Annotated in this window: 20 protein-coding genes, 1 tRNA gene and 1 pseudogene; 4 read left to right on the forward strand and 18 right to left on the reverse strand. The window is 38.8% G+C overall.

From position 1 onward, the window contains the following. Position 1: 1 nt before the first annotated feature. From ACJJVZ_RS15465 to ACJJVZ_RS15475, 3 genes are all read left to right on the forward strand, one after another. Positions 2–1,450 carry a dihydrolipoyl dehydrogenase gene (locus ACJJVZ_RS15465; RefSeq protein ID WP_405601742.1) on the forward strand — a complete coding sequence of 483 codons (1,449 nt, stop codon included), beginning with the start codon at positions 2–4 and terminating at the stop codon, positions 1,448–1,450. A 141-nt stretch (positions 1,451–1,591) separates the two neighbouring features. Further along, positions 1,592–2,524, forward strand: a complete 933-nt coding sequence (locus ACJJVZ_RS15470) for an exopolyphosphatase (protein ID WP_405601743.1) — start codon at positions 1,592–1,594, stop codon at positions 2,522–2,524. 115 nt (positions 2,525–2,639) lie between these two features. Continuing rightward, positions 2,640–3,236 carry a DUF4303 domain-containing protein gene (locus ACJJVZ_RS15475; protein ID WP_138586414.1) on the forward strand — a complete coding sequence of 199 codons (597 nt, stop codon included), beginning with the start codon at positions 2,640–2,642 and terminating at the stop codon, positions 3,234–3,236. Between the two features lie 846 nt (positions 3,237–4,082). On the opposite strand, the gene ACJJVZ_RS15480 is transcribed toward ACJJVZ_RS15475, so the two are convergent. Continuing rightward, a complete protein-coding gene (locus tag ACJJVZ_RS15480) occupies positions 4,083–5,057 on the reverse strand; it encodes a transposase (protein WP_405601746.1) in 975 nt (324 codons plus the stop codon). A 266-nt stretch (positions 5,058–5,323) separates the two neighbouring features. Beyond that, positions 5,324–5,431, reverse strand: a pseudogene (locus ACJJVZ_RS15485) (transposase); the annotation flags it as partial. A gap of 307 nt (positions 5,432–5,738) precedes the next feature. On the opposite strand from ACJJVZ_RS15485, the gene ACJJVZ_RS15490 reads away from it, so the two are divergent. Then, a complete protein-coding gene (locus tag ACJJVZ_RS15490; protein WP_405601748.1) occupies positions 5,739–7,076 on the forward strand; it encodes a HEPN domain-containing protein in 1,338 nt (445 codons plus the stop codon). Positions 7,077–7,295: 219 nt separating this feature from the next. Here ACJJVZ_RS15490 and ACJJVZ_RS15495 read toward each other — a convergent pair. The 16 genes from ACJJVZ_RS15495 to rppH all read right to left on the reverse strand — a co-directional run bounded on the left by ACJJVZ_RS15495 (position 7,296) and on the right by rppH (position 22,909). Continuing rightward, positions 7,296–7,370 (reverse strand) — tRNA-Arg (locus ACJJVZ_RS15495). 69 nt (positions 7,371–7,439) lie between these two features. Next, positions 7,440–8,099, reverse strand: coding sequence for a FlgO family outer membrane protein (locus tag ACJJVZ_RS15500; RefSeq protein ID WP_138586590.1), 660 nt, complete (start codon positions 8,097–8,099; stop codon positions 7,440–7,442). A gap of 8 nt (positions 8,100–8,107) precedes the next feature. Further along, positions 8,108–8,785 (reverse strand): FlgO family outer membrane protein, encoded by a 678-nt coding sequence (locus ACJJVZ_RS15505; RefSeq protein WP_405601751.1) that lies wholly within the window; start codon positions 8,783–8,785, stop codon positions 8,108–8,110. Positions 8,786–8,797: 12 nt separating this feature from the next. Next, positions 8,798–9,391 (reverse strand): FlgO family outer membrane protein, encoded by a 594-nt coding sequence (locus ACJJVZ_RS15510; RefSeq protein WP_193156070.1) that lies wholly within the window; start codon positions 9,389–9,391, stop codon positions 8,798–8,800. 51 nt (positions 9,392–9,442) lie between these two features. Next, entirely contained in the window at positions 9,443–10,099 is a 657-nt protein-coding gene (locus tag ACJJVZ_RS15515) for an SPOR domain-containing protein (protein ID WP_405601755.1), read from the reverse strand. Between the two features lie 236 nt (positions 10,100–10,335). Further along, on the reverse strand, positions 10,336–13,245 hold the full coding sequence (locus ACJJVZ_RS15520; protein ID WP_405601757.1) for a hypothetical protein: 2,910 nt from the start codon (positions 13,243–13,245) through the stop codon (positions 10,336–10,338). Between the two features lie 89 nt (positions 13,246–13,334). Then, a complete protein-coding gene (locus tag ACJJVZ_RS15525) occupies positions 13,335–14,165 on the reverse strand; it encodes a molecular chaperone (protein ID WP_193156073.1) in 831 nt (276 codons plus the stop codon). A 14-nt stretch (positions 14,166–14,179) separates the two neighbouring features. Beyond that, positions 14,180–14,626 (reverse strand): DUF4402 domain-containing protein, encoded by a 447-nt coding sequence (locus ACJJVZ_RS15530; RefSeq protein ID WP_077537185.1) that lies wholly within the window; start codon positions 14,624–14,626, stop codon positions 14,180–14,182. 33 nt (positions 14,627–14,659) lie between these two features. Then, a complete protein-coding gene (locus tag ACJJVZ_RS15535) occupies positions 14,660–15,253 on the reverse strand; it encodes a DUF4402 domain-containing protein (protein WP_182702509.1) in 594 nt (197 codons plus the stop codon). A 397-nt stretch (positions 15,254–15,650) separates the two neighbouring features. Further along, a complete protein-coding gene (locus ACJJVZ_RS15540; protein ID WP_405601760.1) occupies positions 15,651–16,241 on the reverse strand; it encodes an SPOR domain-containing protein in 591 nt (196 codons plus the stop codon). Positions 16,242–16,619: 378 nt separating this feature from the next. Next, positions 16,620–17,501 (reverse strand): UTP--glucose-1-phosphate uridylyltransferase GalU, encoded by an 882-nt coding sequence (gene galU, locus ACJJVZ_RS15545; protein ID WP_077537182.1) that lies wholly within the window; start codon positions 17,499–17,501, stop codon positions 16,620–16,622. A 21-nt stretch (positions 17,502–17,522) separates the two neighbouring features. Then, positions 17,523–18,374, reverse strand: a complete 852-nt coding sequence (locus tag ACJJVZ_RS15550; RefSeq protein WP_405601762.1) for a thymidylate synthase — start codon at positions 18,372–18,374, stop codon at positions 17,523–17,525. Between the two features lie 10 nt (positions 18,375–18,384). Next, positions 18,385–19,188: a prolipoprotein diacylglyceryl transferase gene (gene lgt / locus ACJJVZ_RS15555; protein WP_193156078.1), complete on the reverse strand. Its 804-nt coding sequence runs from the start codon at positions 19,186–19,188 to the stop codon at positions 18,385–18,387. A gap of 12 nt (positions 19,189–19,200) precedes the next feature. After that, the gene (locus tag ACJJVZ_RS15560; protein ID WP_193156079.1) at positions 19,201–20,010 is read right to left on the reverse strand and encodes a sulfite exporter TauE/SafE family protein; all 810 of its coding nucleotides are present in this window, start codon (positions 20,008–20,010) and stop codon (positions 19,201–19,203) included. Positions 20,011–20,100: 90 nt separating this feature from the next. After that, positions 20,101–22,365 (reverse strand): phosphoenolpyruvate--protein phosphotransferase, encoded by a 2,265-nt coding sequence (gene ptsP, locus ACJJVZ_RS15565; protein WP_182702515.1) that lies wholly within the window; start codon positions 22,363–22,365, stop codon positions 20,101–20,103. Between the two features lie 25 nt (positions 22,366–22,390). Then, complete coding sequence (rppH, locus tag ACJJVZ_RS15570) at positions 22,391–22,909, reverse strand: RNA pyrophosphohydrolase (RefSeq protein ID WP_077537177.1); 519 nt, start codon at positions 22,907–22,909, stop codon at positions 22,391–22,393. Between the last annotated feature and the right edge of the window lie 300 nt (positions 22,910–23,209).

The raw sequence follows: 23,209 nt of genomic DNA on the forward strand, positions 1-23,209 counted from the left end.
TATGAAAGAATTGCAAACCGATGTTGTTGTTATAGGTGCTGGTACTGCTGGTTTAAGTGCTTATCGTAATGCTAAACAGTTTACACAAAACGTATTAATGATTGAATCAGGCCCTTACGGCACAACATGCGCCCGTGTTGGTTGTATGCCAAGCAAATTATTGATTGCCGCAGCGGAAGCTGCTCATTCAATTGAAATGGCCCCTGCATTTGGTGTACATAGCTCAAAGCCTATCATTGACGGTAAGGCAGTTATGGCACGCGTTAAAAGTGAACGCGATCGCTTTGCAGGATTTGTAGTGGAAGCCGTAGATGAATTACCCGATGATGATAAAATTCGTGGTTACGCACAATTTTTAGACGCTAATCGCTTACAAATCGACGATCATACAATTATTACCGCTAAGCGCTTTGTAATAGCAACGGGCTCTCGCCCTTCATACCCTGGCGTATTTAATAATTTTGGCGATAAACTGGTTATAAACGACGACGTATTTGATTGGGATGACCTACCAGAATCTGTTGCTGTATTTGGCCCAGGCGTTATAGGCCTAGAAATTGGCCAAGCACTTAGCCGACTAGGCGTAAATGTAAAACTATTTGGTGTAGGCGGCGCAATTGGCCCACTTACCGACCCTGTAGTAAGAGACTACGCAAACACAGTTTTTGCTCAAGAATTTTTTGTAGATACCGACTCAAACGTATCTGACATGATGCAAGTTGGCGACAAAGCACAGCTAACTTACACCGACAAACAAGGTGAGAAACACACCGAACAGTTTGACTACGTACTTGCAGCCACAGGCCGAGTACCTAACGTAGACAAGCTTGGGCTTGAAAACACCGGCATTGAGCTTGATGATCGCGGCGTACCCATTGCCGATGCACGCACTATGCAATGTGGCGACTCAAACATATTTATAGCGGGTGACGCTAGCAACATGATCCCACTGCTACATGAAGCATCTGATCAAGGTACTATTGCAGGACAAAATGCAGGGCGCTTTCCAGATGTACGAATAGGCTTGCGTAGAGCTCAAATTGCAGCGGTATTTAGCGATCCACAAATAGCAATGGTAGGCGAAAGCTACAAAAATATCACCGACCGTTTAGGTGAATGTGGTTGTTTTGAAGTAGGTGAAGTCAGCTTTGAAAACCAAGGCCGTAGCCGAGTAATGCTTAAAAATAAAGGCCACATGCGTGTTTACGCAGAGCAAGGCACTGGTTTATTTTTAGGTGCTGAGTTTATTGGCCCACAAGCAGAGCACATAGCACATTTACTAGCATGGGCCGTTCAAAATAAAATGACCGTACCACAAATGCTCGATATGCCATACTACCACCCTGTTATCGAAGAAGGGTTACGCACCGCACTGCGCGACCTAAACGCCAAACTTAAATTTGGCCCTGATATTATTAACCACTGTATGGAATGTGGCCCTGGCGCATAAACCATTTACCACATAGACACGCTCTAACAAAAGCCAAAGTATTTACTTTGGCTTTTTGTGTGTTTTTTTTAAGCAGATCTCTCAAAAAAAATATTAGCTGTTACACTCAATTGATATCTCAATTAAAAAAATGGAACAGCCATGCCCAATAATAAATTTAGACTAGTCACTCGCAGCGATTTTGATGGCCTAGTATGCGCCGTACTGCTCAAAGACTTAGACCTAATAGACGACATTGTATTTGTTCACCCAAAAGACATGCAAGATGGGAAAATAGATATTACCGAAAACGATATCACCACTAACCTCCCCTACGTTGCAGGCTGCCACATTGCATTTGATCATCACCTAAGCGAAACCGTTCGTAACTCAAGCGACATTAAAAACCATATTATCGACCCACTCGCGCCATCGGCTGCTCGTGTTGTGTATGACTACTATGGCGGCGTAGAAAAGTTTCCAACTATTTCCACAGAAATGATGGAAGCGGTAGACAAAGGTGATGCAGCTCAGTTTTCAAAAGACGAAATATTAAACCCAACAGATTGGGTATTAATGAACTTTATTATGGATGCACGCACTGGCCTTGGTCGTTTTCGCGAGTTTAAAATTTCAAACTACCAATTAATGATGAAACTCATTGACGCCTGCAAAGATCAAAGCATTGAAAAAATACTACAAATGGAAGACGTAGCCGAACGCGTCGATCTGTATAACGAACATAATCAACAGGCAAAAGAACAAATAAGCCGCTGCGCTACAGTTCATAACGATTTAGTAGTGCTTGATTTAACTAAAGAAGAAACTATTTATGCTACCAACCGCTTTGTAATTTATGCCATGTACCCTGACTGCAATATCTCGATTCATAAAATGTGGGGGCTTAAAAAGCAAAATATTGTGTACGCGATTGGTAAATCAATCACTAACCGCAGTTCAAACACTAATGTTGGCGAACTGTGTCTTAAATACAATGGTGGCGGGCATTTAAATGCAGGTACTTGCCAAGTAGAAACAAGCCAAGCCGAAACGGTATTAAGTGAATTAATTAGTACAATTACAAGTGATGGTTAGTCAATAACACCATAATAGCTGGGGCGTGTTCTGGCTATTATGTAAAACATAGACCTCGCAAAACACCTCATATATTTATAGAATAATAACCCACTTAAAAGGAGTTATTATTTTGATGAACAATATAGAAAACTTTGAACAAACCCTATATTTAGACGCGAAAGCAGGATTCACTAAAATTGTACACGATCACGGTCACGATCTTTATGTACTCGGGTTTTATCACACTGGAAGCTACAGCCTGCTGCCAATGTTTAATACTTTATCCGATTTAAAAGAGGTCTTTGAAGAAGAATACGATAACGAAGAGGATGACTTTTTATTGGCAAAATGGAATCCGGATGACTTTCCTTCACTTGAAACCTACTCTGAATACTTTACCAGCACTGAAGAAGCTTGCTATGAACTCAATGATACAGATTTCAGTGTAACTGATGAACAATCACAACAGCACTGGCAACAATGGTTACAAGCATTAGAACGTGTATTAATTCGTCTCGACACCGAAGGCGTGTTTACAAACGGCATTAATCGTAACAAAGTCACCTTAGCAATACTTGCATATGATGAAACCGAAGCCGTTCAATTTGAAAGAATCAAGCGCATTAATCCGCCCGCTGTTTTAGAAAGTGTTAAAACAGATTTTGAGACAATGATTGCCAGCCGCAATAAAGTAGAGCAATTAGTAATGGCAGAATTTGAGAATATGTAACAAGAGCGATAATTTTTATTAAAAATAAATTACTCATATTGACCATAGTAGGTAATTGATCTAAAAACATTCAGCTATGGTCACGTTTTAAGAAAATACATTAAAGCGAGCTGTAACATAAGCACGCAATGCAACTAAAAGGAGCTTTATATGTGGCCCGAATTCAGGTTCCAAGTGCACCAAACCTTAAATCACTAATTAATAAAGACTTCTTCAGCTGTCTGATGAAAGATCAAACAGGACAGCCACTCTAATTGTACAAATAGTATTGTGTTATTAAATTTACTTTTTTGACCAAGAATTCACCTATTTTTATATTATTATTCGCAAAGCACACATCAAATAAGTCATTATCACTCTTAAACCTAAATTACGCGCATGAAAATGACTGCATAATTGCAGTTTTAACTTTTATTGAATGGTTTTTAATTTATGAAAGATTAAACAGGACAGCCACTCTAATTGTACAAATAGTATTGTGTTATTAAATTTACTTTTTTGACCAAGAATTCACCTATTTTTATATTATTATTCGCAAAGCACACATCAAATAAGTCATTATCACTCTTAAACCTAAATTACGCGCATGAAAATGACTGCATAATTGCAGTTTTAACTTTTATTGAATGGTTTTTAATTTATGAAAGATTAAACAGGACAGCCACTCTAATTGTACAAATAGTATTGTGTTATTAAATTTACTTTTTTGACCAAGAATTCACCTATTTTTATATTATTATTCGCAAAGCACACATCAAATAAGTCATTATCACTCTTAAACCTAAATTACGCGCATGAAAATGACTGCATAATTGCAGTTTTAACTTTTATTGAATGGTTTTTAATTTATGCCAGTAGCTTTTCGCAGTTGCTAATATTTATTCGCCGTTTACGCTTTAAATTTTCACAGTAGCTTGATTGTGAAGTGGGTCTCCCTACTGCACCATGAAATACGCGCGTAAACTGTGTGGTGAGTTTTAACCAGTTTTCAGGGGAAATATTAACCCTTTCGAGTAAGGGGAAGTGTGTACTCTCAATATACCCGCGTTTATCTTCTCGTATACAACGCCCTGTTAATTCAACAAGTTCAAGGTACGATTTAAGCTCAAACGGGAGTCCTTTTGGCATTATTTGACGTGGCATGCCTGCAAAGCGGAGAAGTTGTTTTGGTTGTTTTCCTTCCATTGCACATGTTAAGCGTAGTTGGGCGCTGGTATGGTCAGATTCTTCTGGGGTGTTAGCCATTTTAGCTCTGATTGGGTTTAAGTCGACATACGCCATACAAGCTACCAATGCGGCTTCATCAAGAAGTGCTTGTGACCTAAACCGCCCTTCCCAGAACCTACCTGTGCAGTTATCTTCTTTGTTTGCTCTGCGCGCAATGTCTTCATTTAATAATCGCATAAACCAACTAATACTTGATAGGCGTTCTCGGTATTCCTTTACTGTTTGATTAAAAAAGATAAGTTCAGCTTTACTTAGCTTCTCACCCTGTATGTACTTTTGCGTAAGTACAGTGCCCTTACACAGCTTGTGCCAGCGAATAACAATCGCTTTATCATTCAGCCTATTCGCTTTTTTATCATCAACATACAGGACTAAATGGGTGTGGTTACTCATAACAGCATAAGCACAGACGTCTATACAAAATATCTTAGCTAACTCAAGCAGTTTGTCTTCAACCCACCCTCTGCGGTGTTCGTAAGATTGACCAGTAAAATAGTCTTCACCGCACAAAAAAGCACGCCGAACACAACGTGATATACAGTGATAATACTTTGTATCAACCAAACTTACTTGACGCTTTCTTGCGATAGCCATGTGACACCCTGCTGGTTTTTGCACTAAACAAAGACTAGTACTTCGTTTCACAAAGTGCAAAAATTAGAATGGGTGTCATTGTTATTTTGTTATTTCCACACAAAAAAGCACGCCGAACACAACGTGATATACAGTGATAATACTTTGTATCAACCAAACTTACTTGACGCTTTCTTGCGATAGCCATGTGACACCCTGCTGGTTTTTGCACTAAACAAAGACTAGTACTTCGTTTCACAAAGTGCAAAAATTAGAATGGGTGTCATTGTTATTTTGTTATTTCCACACAAAAAAGCACGCCGAACACAACGTGATATACAGTGATAATACTTTGTATCAACCAAACTTACTTGACGCTTTCTTGCGATAGCCATGTGACACCCTGCTGGTTTTTGCACTAAACAAAGACTAGTACTTCGTTTTACAAAGTGCAAAAATTAGAATGGGTGTCATTGTTATTTCTTCGTGTATTATTGATTATTGTTTGCCCACATATTCATGAAAATGAGCCCTGAGCGCATATTAGTTCATTTAAATTTACCTGAAATTTTAGAAAACTTAGTGATAGTAATACCTTAGATAATTTGTTAAAACTATCCAAGGTAGATAAATGAGCGTGGCGTCGGCAGAAATATGCGCGATGGGCGCACTACTTAAAGATTAACTGCTATGGAGTAGTACGTGACTAAAGATATCTATAGTGCATTCGAAGAGCATGAATTCTTTGGTGAATTTTTCCATTCAGAAGACTCCTATGATGCTAGGTTTGCAGGAAAAATAAGTTACTCAACTGAGAAAGGGTTGAGCCTGCAATACAATATTGCTGACTCGAGTGTACCCAATCAGTGTGAAAAACTTATTGGTATTTTAGATAACGATAAAAAGTGCACTTTAATTGGCCCATTCGATTTCAACAGAGGTGGGCGTCCTTGGGGAAGCATTAGAACAAAGCATGGAAAACATCGGTTTCCTCATTTGTTAATAGGTAGCTTTGTCGAGGCTAGGTCTAATTTTCATCACTGCCGATTTACCTTTCATCACATGCAAGAGTTCTTTTACCCTCAGGGACATATAAATAGTGTGCCGTTTAAAGAGGGCATTTTAGAAAAAATTGAGGGTAATGGCTGGAATTTAGAGCTTGAAAATCGAGCAGAGTTTAAAGACGTGACTCATAATCTTGTCAATTTAATGATGACAAAAGAAAGTGACTCCTTAGAAAAGTTTTCAGATGCATTTGAAGAAATAAAAAAATGCTACCCAGATGAATCATTTATGGTTAGAAATTCTCTTGAGTTTTTATTTAAATATGAAACAGAATCTCCCAAGACGGCCTCTGAAATTAATAATGATATTAATAAGATATCATCATTATTCTCAATATTCATGGACAAGCCTACTTTTCCCGACGAAGTAAAGCTCTACCCAAACAAAGAACCGAAGAATTCGGTAAGCCTACTATCAAGTCTCTACCTTGAATCAAGGACAGTCGACTTAGCGAAAGGAAGTCAATCTTACTTTTTTATGCCTATAAATCGTGAAAAAATCGATTTACCAAAGGCAATATCAATGTGGTTAGAGCTACATGAAGTCTATCGCGTCTTATCAACTACGTTTCAATATGAAACAAATTATAGAACTCTTCATTCCGCGTACAGTGATATCGTTTTATTTGCTACGAACATCGAAGCAGTAGCGCAAGATTTGAATATGCCTACATCCGATAAATATGAGGGGCCAATTAATAAGTATGGATCGGAAGAGTTAAAAAAATCTATTATGGACATATTCTTAAATCACAATAATGAAAGTTTAGGAAAAAATATTAGTGACCTTAGAAATGAACTAGCTCACGTTGGAAAGCCTAAGAAGTTGATTAAAATACTCAATATTAACGATTACGTAAATGTTGGTCGAATTCTTAAATTAGTTGTCGTATCGCATTTGTTAGAGAAACTTGGGATTAGCCAAGAGGTAATTCATGAGTATCAAAATAAACTTATTCCTGAGGTAAGCAGTTAACAAGTTGCAGCACTCGGAAAAATCACTCGCCACGCACCCAATTTTCCAGTGAGCAAGGCGTTACTAATGCCCGCTCATGGCACAAAGCAGCCTGAATGTAATTTGGCTATTTTAATAAAAGGACAGCGCTAATTCTTTATATTTCAATTTACGATGCTATAAATGTGCTATAAAAAATAAGCGAAATAAAAAACAAAAAACGTAACCTATTGATTTAATTGGTAGCCCCTGCAAGAATCGAACTTGCAACTGCCCCTTAGGAGGGGGCCGTTATATCCATTTAACTAAGAGGCCACAAAGCGGTGTGCTTAATGAGTTGAATTATAACGGTATCTGGTTTTTTATATCAAGCACCGAATGAAGTTAATTGCTTGATAAGTATATATCTTCTTTATTTAGTACATACAGTGGTATTAATTTTCGGCTACTGGCCGCTAAACGTTTGCTTTGAACATTGATTACACGCGCATTGACTTCCACGCCATTTTCACGATAAATCAATGTACCTGATAATATATGACTCGCGATATTATTTTTTGCCAGTTTTGACGTATCACGCGAAAAAGCAAAGTCGCCTTGATTGTTTACCGTAATCAAATCTGCTGTTTTAAAGTCTACCGTGTTATACCCAAATTTTTGCAGTTGGTGCATAAACGTTTCTGATAATTGATTACCTAGTTGGTTCGTTGTTTTAAGCGTGGCATCTAAATCAACAAACGATGCAACTGCAATTGATATACCTTGCTCAATACGCATTGTTTCTGTTAAATCGAGCGCCATTTGTTCGACATAATTGGCTAGTATTTTATGATGTTTACTTGGGATAAACTGACTTGAGTCTTTGTACTCATCTACTTTATCGTTTTCAACTTGTTGTAGCATTTGGCTAAAATCGTAATTATTAGTGGTGCTTTGCTGCGTTTCTGTTGTGACTTTATTTGGCTGGCTTTGTAATAAATTACACCCCGAAATTAATAGGGATACGCCCGCTATACAAATAAGTTTCTTAACTAGATTAGTCATCAGTAACCTCACTTACTTGCTTGTTTGAGCATCAAGCCATCTTTGCTACGACTACTATTGAGTGCATCTATCACAGCTTGAGGAATAAAGCCCTGCGCTGAGCCTACAACCGCTTTACTTTCAAGCCCGACTATTCGTGCGTTGACCAGTACTCCGCCTTGATGGTTAACCAAGGTGCCCGCTAATACATAGCTAAAATTTTGATCTTGATTAAGCTCTAAAAAATCACGGCTAAATACATAATCTCCGCTTGGCGTTACGCGCATGTAGTCAGTGGTTTTAAAATCAATAACGGGGACGCCAAAATTATGCAGCTCGTGCATAAAGCTTTCGGCTATTTGATTACCTAACAAAGTAGCATCGTTATAATCATGATCTAAAAATATAAAACTTGAAACTGCTAGCGGCGTTTTTGTGTTCACGTACTGTAGGTTTTCAGCCATATCCTGCATGATGCCACGTATATAATGATTAATGTTTTTACGTATATTGGTATTTATTTGGCTTTGTTTGTTCATAACAGCAATATTACTTTGATACATTGAGCCATTTTCACTCGGTGCTGCAACAGCACGTTGTGGCTCAAAAAACGCCGGAGCATCGTCTGTTATCTGCGTACTGTTGTTTATTGCTTGCGTACAACCAAAGCCCAGTGGCAAAAATAAAGTTAATAATAAACGTTTCATATTGGCTCCTAATTAGTATTCACTACGGTATATGTAATCACCGCGTTGTTGTATTTTTTCATTGCCCCACATTACATTAATTGGAATTTCTGTTGTGGCGGCAGAGACAACGTGGCCCGTTTTTACATTTACCATGCGGGCATTAGCAATATAGGCATGCTGCTGGCGTGTTAATGTACCGGTGATCACAAAGTCAATATTCTGACGTTGCTGTAACCGGCTAATATCTCGACTTAAAATAGAATCGGCATTACTGGATAAATTAAGGCTATTTTCAAGTCGGTATTCAATGGTGTTATAGCCTAGCTGCGTAAACTGCGTGATAAGGCTTTCTTGAATTTGCTGGCTTAAACCTGCGCCTTGCCCATCGGCAAGTTTTGAATCCAGTGCGTCAGCTAAATAAAAACTTGTTACCGCTATAAATGCAGTGCTTTTATAAGGCTCTTTTATGTGGCTGAGCTGAATACTCAAGTTATTCACATATTGGTTTACGGTATAAGGAGCCATCGCTGCTTTTGCCGCGTCGGTACTTATACTCGGCTCAGGCTCTGGCGTTAAGCTGCATGCGGTTAAGTTTACAAATAATAAGGGTAGTAAAAGGCGCATAGTTGCCATCCTCTAAAAACATGACAATTACAAAGCAATTACTATGCCGATTTACATTTTTAATGATTGCTCTGTGTAGTGGCTAACAATGCACATGACTTGGTATTGCATTAGTTTATTACAATCTTTAGCGGCGTTTTCCTGCTTTATGTATGCACCAAGCTTTAGCCGATAAAACGTGGTGCCATTTACGTTGACACTTTCGACATTCGCAGCGACTTTACCTGAAAATATAGTGGATGCCGTCGCTTTTATTTTAGCAAAGCTTTGTGGTAATCGGGTTTGATCTGTTACCGAGGCAACCTGAAGCGCGAAAAGAGGCTGCACTTTTGTTTGCTGTGCTTTTGTTGGCTGTATGGGGGCCGGTGGAGCTATTAGTTCTGGATTAAGCGAGCTGTTTTTCGCTATTTTACTTTCACTTTTTTGCGCAGCGGCTGCTGATTGCTGCTCTTGTGCTACTGAGGTTAGTTGTTTTATTAATAGCTTTAGGTCTTGCTCTATAACCAATAAACGCTCAACACCGGCTTTGGCTTGCTGCCACTGCTTTGCTGATGCTTTAAGCTCAGCCAACTCATCAGAAGTAATAACGACTCCCGCTTGGTTATTGAGCTGTGGGGCTACTTTTTTTTGTGGCTCAGCAGTACTGCTACACCCCGACAACATTATTAAAGTTAGGCCTAACAAACTCATTAACTGTTTTTTTAGCATGTTATTATTTCCTATGAATTGTTCTAAGTTAACCTGAACTCTGGTTAAGAGATTTACTAACATATTGAATTATGGTGATATTTAAATTTATTTTCTCTAGTCAGTGATTTTCAGTGAAAACAAGCCGAATTTACGCGTCAATAGCGGGTCTATTGCAAGTAAATTCAACGCAATTAGCACTGAAAATAACTGCTCGAGATAGATTTATTATCCAGAGTTCAGGTTAAGTTATACCATTAGTGGCTAATACGCTGCGCCTGCACAGTACAACTTAATCCTTTTTCGGCTATGTTTAGGCACGCATCTTTGAGCATCACAGACTCTGTTTTATCATAAGCAAGCGCTAATACGTAGCGATTTAAAACGGTATCTTTCACATAAAAAGGGCTCTGTTTTACAACGCCCGATACATTTTTTTTAATCAATTGGTAGTATGTTTTAAGTATTGCTAATGACGAAAAGTCACCAATATTAGCAATATAGCCCTGCGTTTGTGCTTTTTCTTTTAACGTAAAATCAACGCCAACTAACACATCCCCTTTTGCTGATAAATCAACCTGTATCTGTTGTGTGTTTTTTAGTGATTTTCGCTCTTTAAACTCATCATCAATGACTGCTTTATATTGCCCTGGGCGTAAGTCGGTAAATAAATAATAGCCATCGTAGGCCGCTTGAGTTTGCGCAACCTCTTTACCCGCTTTATCTAAAAGCTTAACGGTTGCGTAAGGTTCAATTTCACTGGTATCGCCAGTTTGCTTGTAAACCGTTCCTTCTATTTCACTGCTATTATTTAATGGTATTTCCATGTATTCAACAAAGCCTGCACGTGGGGTGATTGAAAATCCTTCTGTGGCTGCAATATAAAAGGGATCAGGCAAGCTATCTGTATCAATAACAATATCGGTAGTTAAATTAGCGGGCATACCGGAGAGCAAAGCAATACCGTTTTCATCACTAAGGCCTGTACGATAATTTTGTAGCCCTTTTACTTTAACGCCTTCAATATTTTCATCATCTTGGTCAAATATACCGTTATTATTGTTATCGAGGTATACATGCACCATAAGTGAGCCGGCCTGAACCAAACTACGCCGATTTAAAAAGTAATCATTATTTACAGTGTCGTAGCCCAAACTAAAACGGCCAAATAAACCAACACGCCAGTTATCTTCACTGTCGTAATTAAAATTACTATTAATGCTAAACAATTTAGCCTGCCAGTTTAATCCAAGTTCAGCGTATTTAATATTATCATCTAACTGGTGAGTTAATTTTAGCTCTGCTTGTAAATTGGGAGAAAGCGAGCGGCTAAACTCGGTTTCGTAGCTTGTAATTTCCCCCTCAGGCTCTAAAGAGTAGTTAACTCCTAAACGCGTGCTAATTCGGCCAAAACGCTTTTGTAACAAGCTACTGCCAAAAAATCGATCGTTATCGGCCCACTGTAAACTGTTATTAAATGAATACCCTGCAATTGAGTAATTTAAAATATTACCCAACCTTAATACACTGTCTTGTGTGTCGTTAGTGATATGTGACGCAGTATTTTGATAGCTTAAACGGCCATATTCATTTTGCATTACATTACCCGATACAAATAACTCGTAAGTACTTGAGTCATCGAGGGGGCCATTTTTGAGGTTTTTATTTAAAAGCTGTGATGCTTTACGCATGCTAAAACGCACTGATTGCTCTGCTAATTCACTTCTAACTGCAATTTCGAGTTCGTCTTCGCGATTATTGTTTTGCTCATAATCAAAATTAACGAGAACTTTATTAAAAATGCTCAAATTTGAACCAAGCGCATAGCGATGCTCGTCGTCGCCATCGTCGCTACTAAGCGTAGATAACCCAGAATAAACCGATAAATTATTAGTGATCCCGTGCTCATAACGCCCCGACAATAACCACCCATCCTGAGCGTTAACAGGTGTCGAATGGTTAAGTAATTGCTCACCTTCTTGAGTGAGTGAGACTTCGTAAAAACCTTCACCTTCTTCTAAGCTATTGCCATCAACTAAGTATTCTTCAACTTTTCGCTCTACTTGGCCTTGCGGGCCATAAAAAATTAATTCAAAGGTATTTGCACCAAAGAGTAAATCTATATTTTCGAATAAATAACGCCCGTCAGGTAAGCTCAGTTGTTGATCTATTAATATTTTATTTCGATAAAGCTCAACATCCCAACCGGCTTGAACGGCGCCCGTTAGGTTTATTTGATTGCTATTTACTTTTTTGTATAGCGGTTTGTTATTAATCTTAATACCGCGTGCATAACTACTGCTAAAGTTACTGCCTATTTGAGTAGCAAGTACATCACCAAACTGCACATTCGTAGCGCCAAGAGGCCCAAGTAAGCTAGCGTGTGTGTCTTGCCGACTAAACGACAAACGAGAGTCGCTAATTAAGTTCCCTTCTCTTCCTGCTAGGTAATATTCAGCATTAACATAAGCTAAGTCTTGCGAGCCTAAAATGGAATAGTTTAAGGAAGTATTATTTTTGGTAGCAGAGTAACTAAGTTGTAAATCGGCCACGGGGTTTGAACTTGCTTGATAAGGGCTCGCTTTCCAAGGCAAGGTAGGGACTAAGTGATCTAAGCTAGCATTAAACTTTCGCTGCTCTCGTTGTAGCTTTTGTTCAATGGGTAGTTTCACTTGAGGGTCTAAATACAGCTCTAAAGAATTAAAATCAAGTTTAAGCTTTAATGCAAACCACGCATTAAGCTGCTCATAATCAATAAATATATCGCCAGCATCAACATAATAATCTTGCTCATTGAGTGAGTAAGTCACCCCATTAACAAATACTTTTTGCTCATTTAGGTTCATCTCAAATTGATTATTAGGGGAAATAAACCAACCTTTTGCAGTTAAACTTTCGTTATTAACAGTGATTGCAAAATTAAGCTGCTCAAACACGCTATTTAGTTCAATCCATGCGCCATTTTCGCTTTTTATAGCAATTAACTCGCCTAAATAATATTTGCGTAAATACGCTGAGAAAAACAACAGTTCACCTACTGGGATCCCCATATTTTGCGCTTCAAAGTCACTTGTAATAGAACCTGTATTTACTTTAGCAATGTCATTAATTTGCTCTTCGGTTACTTTTTCCCATTTTTTTTCAATGTTAAATAGAGTGTTATACAAAACATCGTTTTTATTTTGCGTTGCATGTGCTGCAAAGCCTAATACAAAAAGTACTAAGCCAATAACTAATGTATAACGTTTGAATAAAATCAGTTTAGTAATCCCACTGAATTAGCGTTTAGATTAACGGTTTTTTCTGCAAATATTACACCTTGATACTCTCGGAGGCCTGAATATACAATCCGTAATTTACCAGCACCACTAATTACATTTTTTTCAAAGAAGTTGAGTGTTAGCTTAGCTAAAGGTACTTCAGCGTAAATACTGTAATCACTTAGCATAGATACCTTAATCTCTTCGCTCGCATTATTTGCTTTATAAAAAGCGTCTACTTTACCAAAAGCGCTGTAGTTACCCTTTCGTGCTAGTGATACAAGCAGCGCGTTATTTTGCTCATTTTTTACCAGCTCGATTGCCTCAATACTAACTTGAGGCTGTATTGCACCTTGGCGCAAAATAACGGGTATTGAGTAACTTAAAATCATGTTGATTTTAATGCCCATTTTTGTCGATTTGCTTTTATCTTCGTTTGGTAATGCTTGGAATAATAAATGCGAGCGGTACTCTTTATCTGCTAAGTTTTTGGGTTTACGTAAGGCAAGTTTAACTATTTGACGCTCCCCTGGCGCTAATCGCACTTGTGATGGACTCATGCGCACCATGCTACTAAGCGCAGTAGGACTTATTTGATCGCTAGGGTGAGTAATATACCCCCCTTCTGGTTTAGCGGTTTTTTCTTGCCATGACAAACGGTAAGTTCTGTATTCATCACCGTTATTTATTACGATTACTTTAGCCACTCTTTGGCGCTCATCAAAAGACACCCTTGTAGGGGAAATAAGTAAATCTGCATGGCTCGAAAAACTAATTAATAATTGGCAGCCATAGACGACTAAAATAAAAAACTTTAATAACTTCATTGTGATTATTTCTCTTAATAGGCAATTGTTATTTCAACGGTTGTTGAATAATTATCATCTAAGTAAAGCTGACCATCGCCGCTAGCACTTAGTTGTCCACCTATTTTTAAAGTGGCCATGCCATAGGCATTTGTGACTATTGAATTGGCATAAATTATATTATCAAGTGTAAACGCTGTCCCGCCATTGATTCGAGTGAGCGGTTGGTGAACCCCTGAGTCTGTAATATTTATTTGAACGCGTGCCCCAAATCCCTCAAATAGCAGTTCTGCAGGGTATCCATTTCGCATTATGTGTATATTTGTTCCAGAGCTAGTACCGCTTGGTAGTAATGTGATTGAGCTGCTTGGTGTGTTTTCAACAACCACAATTGTGCCAAAGCTAAGTGGCTCTAAAACGGTTACCTGAGAAAGTGCGTTTACGCTATAAAACGCACTTAGTAGTAAGATAGGCTTTATCATAAAAATGCCTGCGTGTTAAAGCAGGCATATTTCTTAATAATCCAATAATAATGTGAATGTACCACTATAATCACCGTCAATATAATCACTAGCTGGCGTTGTAGCGTCTGTAGTAAGCGTTGCGCCTACATTAAATGTTGCAGCACCTGTTGAGTCAACTTGGATAGTAGTTGTCGCTACGCTGTTAGGTGTAGCGCCTGTAAGCACATAATACGTAGGTGCACTTAAAGTAAAACCAGCCGTTCCTGCAGGAGCGGTTACTGGTGAAATTGCACCTGTAATACCAGTACCGGTAATGCTAAGGGTAGCAAATGGTGAAACACCTGATACTGTAAATGAAGCCGGAGAACCTGCAGCTAATACTGCAATTTCTGCTGCTGTCGCATCAGTAGATGCTGTTGTAGCAGCGGTTGCTGGGTTTGCAGCTAAAACTAAAGTGGCTGTTTCTGTCGCCGCTGTATCAGCGGTAGCGCGTATCGTTCCAAAGTCTAAGTCTGCTGTTTTAGTAAAAGTAAACGCATTTTGTACTTTTACGCCCGCGTTAAAAGTCGCCGTTTCAGCTGACACGTTAAGTGAGATTAGTGACAGTGCAGTAGCAATTGAGGCTATTTTAATTGATTGATTCATAGATATTCCTATTAGTTGTTAACTTACGTAACCATAACAGTCAGGTTAGATTAAGTATCGACCAATATCATTATAAATTTAGTATTTATCGGTATATTTTATCAATAAGCGTAAATAATTAGGACCTGTTGACCTTTCAGGATTAAAATTTGTTCAATCTAGGGAGAATTTAATCGCGGCGCGAGGTTTGTAACCTAGTGGGCTAAGTAAAAACCGAGCAACAAAGAGTAAATTCCCCCTAGGCAGAACCCTTCGGGCAGCGCATGTTTGGCATTTATGCTACGTTATCGCCTATTTATGGGGAATAACCACACTACATAGGCGCTGCCTTGCCTAAATACCAAACAGTCTGCTGCAAATTCAACCTCGAAAGATAAACAGGCCCTAAACTTTTTGCTTAAATTATTACTCCCTCAAACGGAGATAATTTACAAGATAAGTTAATTCGCGAAATAATTTTACAAAAATAGTATGCATCTTGTTTATTTTTAAATGGTCCAGCAATCAACTTATAAAGCTGCGTATTACTATTAGACTCTGTTTGTACTCGGTATTGAAATGCATTAAATATATTAGGATAACTTTGTTTTAATTTAACAACCGTGTTTGATGCGCTTTGTTGCTTTAAATAACTTCCTAATTTAACCCCATACATAGACGCAATATCTTCCTCAATAACACCTGTGTTACTCAGCGTATTGGTTTTTTTCTCTACGGCGCTATGCTGCACTAAATTAACCTCAGTGCGCATTTCATCTGGGAGTGTATCTAAATTAGTTTGCATTGAAAGTGCTTTAATCAACATCAGTAAATCACCTTCTATCTCACTGAGTCTATTGATTTTACTTTTATTATTATCCCATTGATCTAAATAAGGCTTTATTTGCTCCATACGAACGACATTATCTAGCTCAGAAACATCATCAGTTTGGCTACTACACCCACCAAGAAAAAGTAATAAAAGTGATATGTATAATATAAATTTCAATTGCTTTTCCACCCAGCGTAAACGTACCAATTTAAAGCAAAAAAAGTGCCAATAACATTGTGATTAGTATTATCGTGCAATTACATTTAAATATGGTGTCAGGAAAATTGAGGCATGAAGTATTCCATATTGAAAATTTAATGCCGTTAGTCAGGTTTTGCCAAGCCAGCCAGATACTAATACCAAACTGCATAAATCTTTGATCAATTTAACGAATTAAATTGCACTATAACGTCGTTAAAAATTTTTTATTTAGAACAAGCGTAATTTTTTTAACGTTAAATAGACCCCATATATAAGCAGATTGGTATAAGATGTTTAATGTTATGTGCTAATAATAAAAAAAGCGCCATGTTTGGCGCTTTTTAAATTAAGACATTATTTTACCAATGTTTTAATAAATGTTTTCAACTCGCCAGCAAATTCATCACGACGAAGGGCAAACTCAATAGTTGCCTTTAAATAGCCAATTTTGCTTCCGCAATCATGGCTACGGCCTTTAATTGCGTATGCGTCTACTTTTTCGTGTTCCATTAACATTGCAATAGCATCTGTTAGCTGAATTTCATCGCCCGCTCCTTGCGGAGTTTTTGCCAGTAACGGCCAAATATTTTTACTTAATACATAACGCCCTACAACAGCTAAGTTTGATGGTGCTTCGTCAACCGGTGGCTTTTCTACCATATTCAAAATAGGTGAGCTTTCACCTTGTTGTAAATCAACATCTCCTAAATCAACCACACCAAACTGATTCACTTGCGCCATTGGCACAGGCTCTACCATAATTTGGCTATGCTGGGTTTCTTTAAAGCGCGTAATCATTTCAGCAAGGTTGTCTTTTTTAAGATTACTTTCTACATCATCAATAATTACATCAGGTAATATAACCACAAACGGTTCATCACCAATAATAGGCGCGGCGCAGCTAATTGCATGCCCAAGACCTTTAGCTTCACCTTGGCGTACGTGTATTATTGTTACGTCTTTAGGGCAAATAGCTTGCACCTCGGCAAGTAGTTGCCGCTTAACACGTTTTTCTAAAGTCGCCTCTAATTCAAAGCTGGTATCGAAGTGATTTTCGATTGAATTTTTACTTGAATGCGTTACTAATACTATTTCTTTAATACCTGCACTCACGGCCTCGTTTACTACGTACTGAATTAAAGGACGATCTACTACAGGAAGCATTTCTTTAGGAATTGCTTTTGTGGCTGGTAACATGCGAGTACCAAGGCCCGCTACTGGGATCACTGCTTTCATTATGTTTTCCTTAATCTTTTATTATACTGAAAATGGGTATTGAATTGCTTCATGGCATTGATAACCAACGACTTCAAAGTCGTCTCGTGTTACCCACGTTTCGATATCTTCTAATGATTTAATTTTTGGATTTATTTTTAACTGAGGTGACGCAAACGGTTCTCGTGTTAGCTGTACATCGCGCATTAACTCAAGTTGGTTTTCGTATATGTGTGCATTGGCAATTTTGTGGTAAGCCTTACCCGCTTTATGACCAGTAATTTGAGCCACTAGCGCTAATAATACAAAACACTGAATTTGATTGAAATTTAGGCCAAGTGGCACATCACAGCTGCGCTGATACGACGTTAAATATAACGTATCACCAAGTAATGAAAACGTATGCGTATGCATACACGGGCGCAAACAACCGTGCTCAAATTCACCGGGATTATAAAACGAAATTATTTCACCGCGATCATCGATACCGTTTTTTAAGTTGTTAATCACTTTAGCAAGCTGGTCAAGCGTTGAACCATCTGGTCGTTGCCAAGCACGACCTTGTACGCCATACACTCGTCCCATGTCATCCTCGCCTTTACGGTGAGGGTTATTGAGCCATGCCTTGTTATCGTTTGCGTTAGCATCCCATGTTTTACAACCGATATCACGAAACTGCTCGGCACTGTCGTAACCACGTAAGTAACCTAATAACTCAGCAATCGCCGCTTTATAGTAGCTTTTACGCGTGGTAATCATCGGAAATTGATTATTAGCAACATCGTATTCTAAATCAGCATTAATAACGGTTAAACAACGTGTGCCCGTACGTTTGTTTTCTACCCACTGTCCTTCGTCAACGATGCGCTGACATAATTTTAAATATTGTTTCATGTTTTTCTTGTTATGCCTTAGCTGCCGTTACTTGTGGTGGTTGTTTATATGCCCAAATTAATAAGCCTAAACCACCTATTATCATAGGAAGTGAAAGTATTTGCCCCATTGAAATAAAGTCGGCAAATAATCCTAACTGCGCATCCGGCTGACGGAAATATTCAATGCAAAACCTAAACACGCCATAACCTAGTAAAAACACACCCGCGACACTACCTGCTGGGCGAGGCTTTTTAATAAACCACAGCATTATTAAAAACAATACTAAGCCTTCAAAAAACGCTTCGTAGAGCTGCGATGGGTGACGCGCAAGAGGACCGCCGGTTGGAAATACCATTGCCCATGGCACATCTGAAACTCGCCCCCACAGCTCACCGTTAATAAAGTTACCAATTCGCCCAGCTAACAATCCGACTGGGACCAATGGTGCAACAAAATCGCCGACTTGAAGAAGTGATTTTTTACGCGTCCACGAAAAAATAGCAACCGCAGTGATCACGCCTAACGTTCCACCATGAAACGACATTCCTCCCTGATCTATTCTAAATAGATACAGTGGGTTTTCTATAAAATAACTAAATTGATAAAACAGCACATAACCAATACGCCCGCCAAGTATTACACCTAACATGCCATAAAAGAGTAAATCGCTGACTTGGTCTTTAGTCCAACCAGAGTTTGGTTTTGATGCCTGGCGGTTAGCAAACCACATTGCAAACGCAAAACCTATTAAATACATTAATCCGTACCAGCGCACGCTTAGCGGTCCAACTGAAAAAATAATTGGATCAATTTGAGGAAACTCAAGTGCCATAAAAATAAACCTTTAGCTAAAAATCATTCTAATTGCGATAACCACTAGCAGCACCGCGAAAATTTTCTTTATTGTATTTACAGGTAAGTAATGTGTTGCTTTAGCCCCTATAGGCGCAACAAACCACGATGTAATTACAATCCCAAATAATGCTGGAAGATACACAAACCCAGCAAAACCATGTTCTAAATCTGTAACCTGCCAGCCTGCACTTATGTAGCCAATAGAGCCAAAAAATGCGATAACAATTCCACATGCAGCAGCACAACCAATTGCTTTTTTAATATCAACCGAAAAGTAATTAAGCATAGGAACGATAAGTGCCCCACCGCCAATACCGATTAATCCTGATAAGCCACCCATGATTGCCGAAAACGCACCTAAAATAGGACCCGCTGGTAGTGGCTTTTCTGACAGCGGTTTATTGCGTGTAGAGAGCACCATTCTTGTTGCAATAAAAACGACACTTGCAGCAAACACTATACGTAATATTTGCTCTGGAATAAAACTTGCCGCAAAACCACTAATAAGCGCACCGAGACCGACTCCCGACATAACCCACGGGGCAATGCTCCAAGGCACATTATCATTTTTATGATGAGCCAGCGCTGAAGAAGTTGAGGTAAATAAAATAGAGGCAAGCGATGTTGCAATAGCAATCACAAGTACATGATCCGCTGACGTTACATCAAATGAGAGCAGCATAGCGCTAAGTACAGGCACAATAATTAAACCGCCACCAATGCCTAATAAACCGGCTAAAAAACCGACAATACAGCCTAGTAGTGCGCAGCTTGCGACCAACAACCCTAAGTCATACATAGTGATCTCAAATACCCTTTGGAGATGTGTATATTAAAGGATTATATAAACAATAGCATCCGTGTATTAAAGTTATTTGACCATACGTTATTATTTGGGAGTGTAAAACAAATCACCAAGCCCGTGCTCGATCATAAAGTTGCGTGTTAAGCGCAGTACCTGTTTTGCACTCGACTGAGCTAAGCATGCTGCCAGTAATGTTTTCATGTCACTTGCATTTAAACGCCTGACCACCCACCTAACTTTATTGAGTGACGATAAATTCATACTTAAACGCCTATATCCCATAGCAATAAGTAAAATAGCGCCTTCGGGATCACCCCCTAGCTCGCCGCATAAGCTAAATGGCATCTGATGATATTCGCAATCAGACGCTATTTGCTTTAACGCTCTGAGCACTGCTGGGTGATATGGATTAAATAACTGTGCAACCCGAGCATTTGATCTATCAACCGCTAATAAATATTGTGTTAAATCGTTACTGCCAACAGAGCAAAAATCGACTTTTTTAGACCATTCAGGGATCATAAATAAGCTCGATGGCACCTCAAGCATAATACCCACAGCGGGCTTTTCTATCACTTGCGCTGGGTATTTTTCACTAAGTTCAAAATAGGCTTGCTCAAATAAAGCAAGTGATTCATCAACTTCTTCAGTGCCACTGATCATCGGGAGCATAATTTTTAAGTTACCCAACCCCATATTGGCTTTAAGCATGGCCTTGAGTTGATCTAAAAATAGCTCGGGATGATCTAGGCTTATACGAATACCGCGCCAACCTAAAAACGGGTTTTCTTCGGTAAAATTAAAGTAATCGAGTACTTTATCGCCACCTATGTCTAACGTGCGCATAACCACTGGTTTTGGGTAATAGCTTGTTAGGACTTCTCGATACCAGTTTTCTTGCTCTAGTTGCGAAGGAAACTGCCCCTTTTGCATAAACCATGCTTCAGTACGGTAAAGCCCAACTCCATCACAAACATCAACGCTGCTTTGCTCTGTATTAAGCTCAAGCCCCGCGTTTAAACGTAAACTAATATGCTTACCATCAAGTGTCACCGCTTCTGAGTATTGCTCTTTTAAAAAACGGTTATTAAGCAAGCTGTCTTGATATTGCAACCGCGTATATTCATCAACCAGCATTTGCGAAGGCGATATATATAAACGCCCAGCAAACGCATCTAAAATCATCGTTTTGCCATTAAACTGCAACAAAGGTAAATCTTCTATTCCCCAAATGGCAGGGATCCCCATTGCACGCGTTAAAATAGACGCATGGCTATTGACCGAGCCACTAACACTGACAACCCCCGATAAACATCCTTTAGGCACTTCAGCCAGCATTGCAGGCGTTACCGTACTGGCGATAAGTATTGTATTTGATGGGTAATCTTTTACTGCACGCTCTGTGTTTACAAGATGATGTAGTACTCGCAAACCAATATCTTTAACATCAACAGCACGTTCTTTTATATACGGGTCTTGCATAGCGTTAAATTGCGATATTAAACGCTCTATTACAATTTTTAATGCGCTCTTAGCACACCAGCCTTGTTGTAATTGTATTTCTACGTTATGGCCTAAACTTTTAGCATCAAGCAGTTGTTGGTAAACATCAAATACCGCGAGTGCTTCTTGTGGAATAGAGTCACTTAACGTCATTGATAGGGTATTAAACTCTTTGCGCGTAGCAGCCACTGCTTGCGTAAATAAACGCTGTTGCTCTACTACATCGCTATTTTTTTGCAGTTCAATCGATTTAAAATCAAGCTTGGGAAGTAGTACAAATGCTTGTCCAATTCCTATACCTGGTGCGCTTGATACGCCTTTTAAAACGGATGTTTGATGAGATGACTCTTCTTGACGTAGTACTTCTTTTATTTCTGCGTGAGCTAACTGTGAAGCAAGTTGCGCTGAAAGTGTAATTAAAAACGATTCTTCGTCTTGACTAAATACACGAGCGACTTTTTGTTGAACGACAATAACGCCTAATACTTTTTTTTGATGCACTACTGGCACAGATAAAAAAGCATTATAACCTTCTTCATTCACTTCTGGGGAGAGCTTAAATCGTGGATGAGATTTAGCAAATGCGATATTAATTGGCTCTTCACGCTGTGCAACGAGGCCCACTAAACCTTCTGTAAAACCTATTCTAAACTTACCAACCGCATCAGGGTTTAACCCTTCGGTAGCCATAAGTATAAAGTTATCTTGACTGTAATCAGCAAAATAAATAGAGCAGCACTGGGTTTTCATGGCATCTTTCACCATTTGCACAAAGCACACTAAAGCACTGTCTAAATTCGCTTGTCGCGAAACAGACTCAACAATAGCTCTGAGTGTAGCCAGCATATTCTGCTCCTCTATTGTTAGTTAACTACCTTTTATTTCGCCAATGATCTTTATGTTGTTCTCGCTTATTAAAAGGCATCGCAAAAGGAGCAAACTCTTTCATTACGCGTCGATAAACATCCCGTTTAAACGATACAACCTGCCTTACAGGGTACCAATAACTGACCCAGCGCCAATCATCAAACTCAGGATGATGAGTTTTAAGTAAATTTACATCTTCGTCTTCACAACGTAATTTTAATAAAAACCATTTTTGTTTTTGCCCAATACACACCGGACTTGAGTCTCGGCGGATTAATCGTTTGGGTAATTTATAGCGTAACCAATGTTTTGAGCTTGCGACTATTTCTACATCTTCTGGTCGCAACCCTACTTCTTCGTGTAATTCACGGTACATGGTTTGTTCTGGCGTTTCGCCGTCATCCACACCACCTTGGGGAAATTGCCAAGAATGCTGTCCATAACGTCTAGCCCAAAAGACCTGTCCCTGATTATTGCAAATTACAATTCCGACATTGGCACGAAAACCTTCGGCATCAATCACCTTAGTGCCTCATTTGTAAGTCGATTTTTTATGATTGTTCCACATAACCCGCAATACGGCAAATACTATTACGAGTTTTACTCTGCTTACCCACAGCTTGTGCATAACTTTTGTAAAACACGCTCATTTTGCAAACAAATCCACAATATAGGATCTAAAAAACGACTTTCTCCACAGATTCTGTGGATAAACTTGTTCATACATCTGTATTTATCCCTATAACTCTATTCAGACTTAATTACAGATGAATAGCAAAACACAAAATTACAAAGCAGTTCAGTCACTTAAGTTAATTAGAGC

The sequence above is a fragment of the Pseudoalteromonas sp. Ld19 genome, from assembly GCF_045064135.1.
Taxonomy (GTDB): Bacteria; Pseudomonadota; Gammaproteobacteria; order Enterobacterales; family Alteromonadaceae; genus Pseudoalteromonas; species Pseudoalteromonas aliena.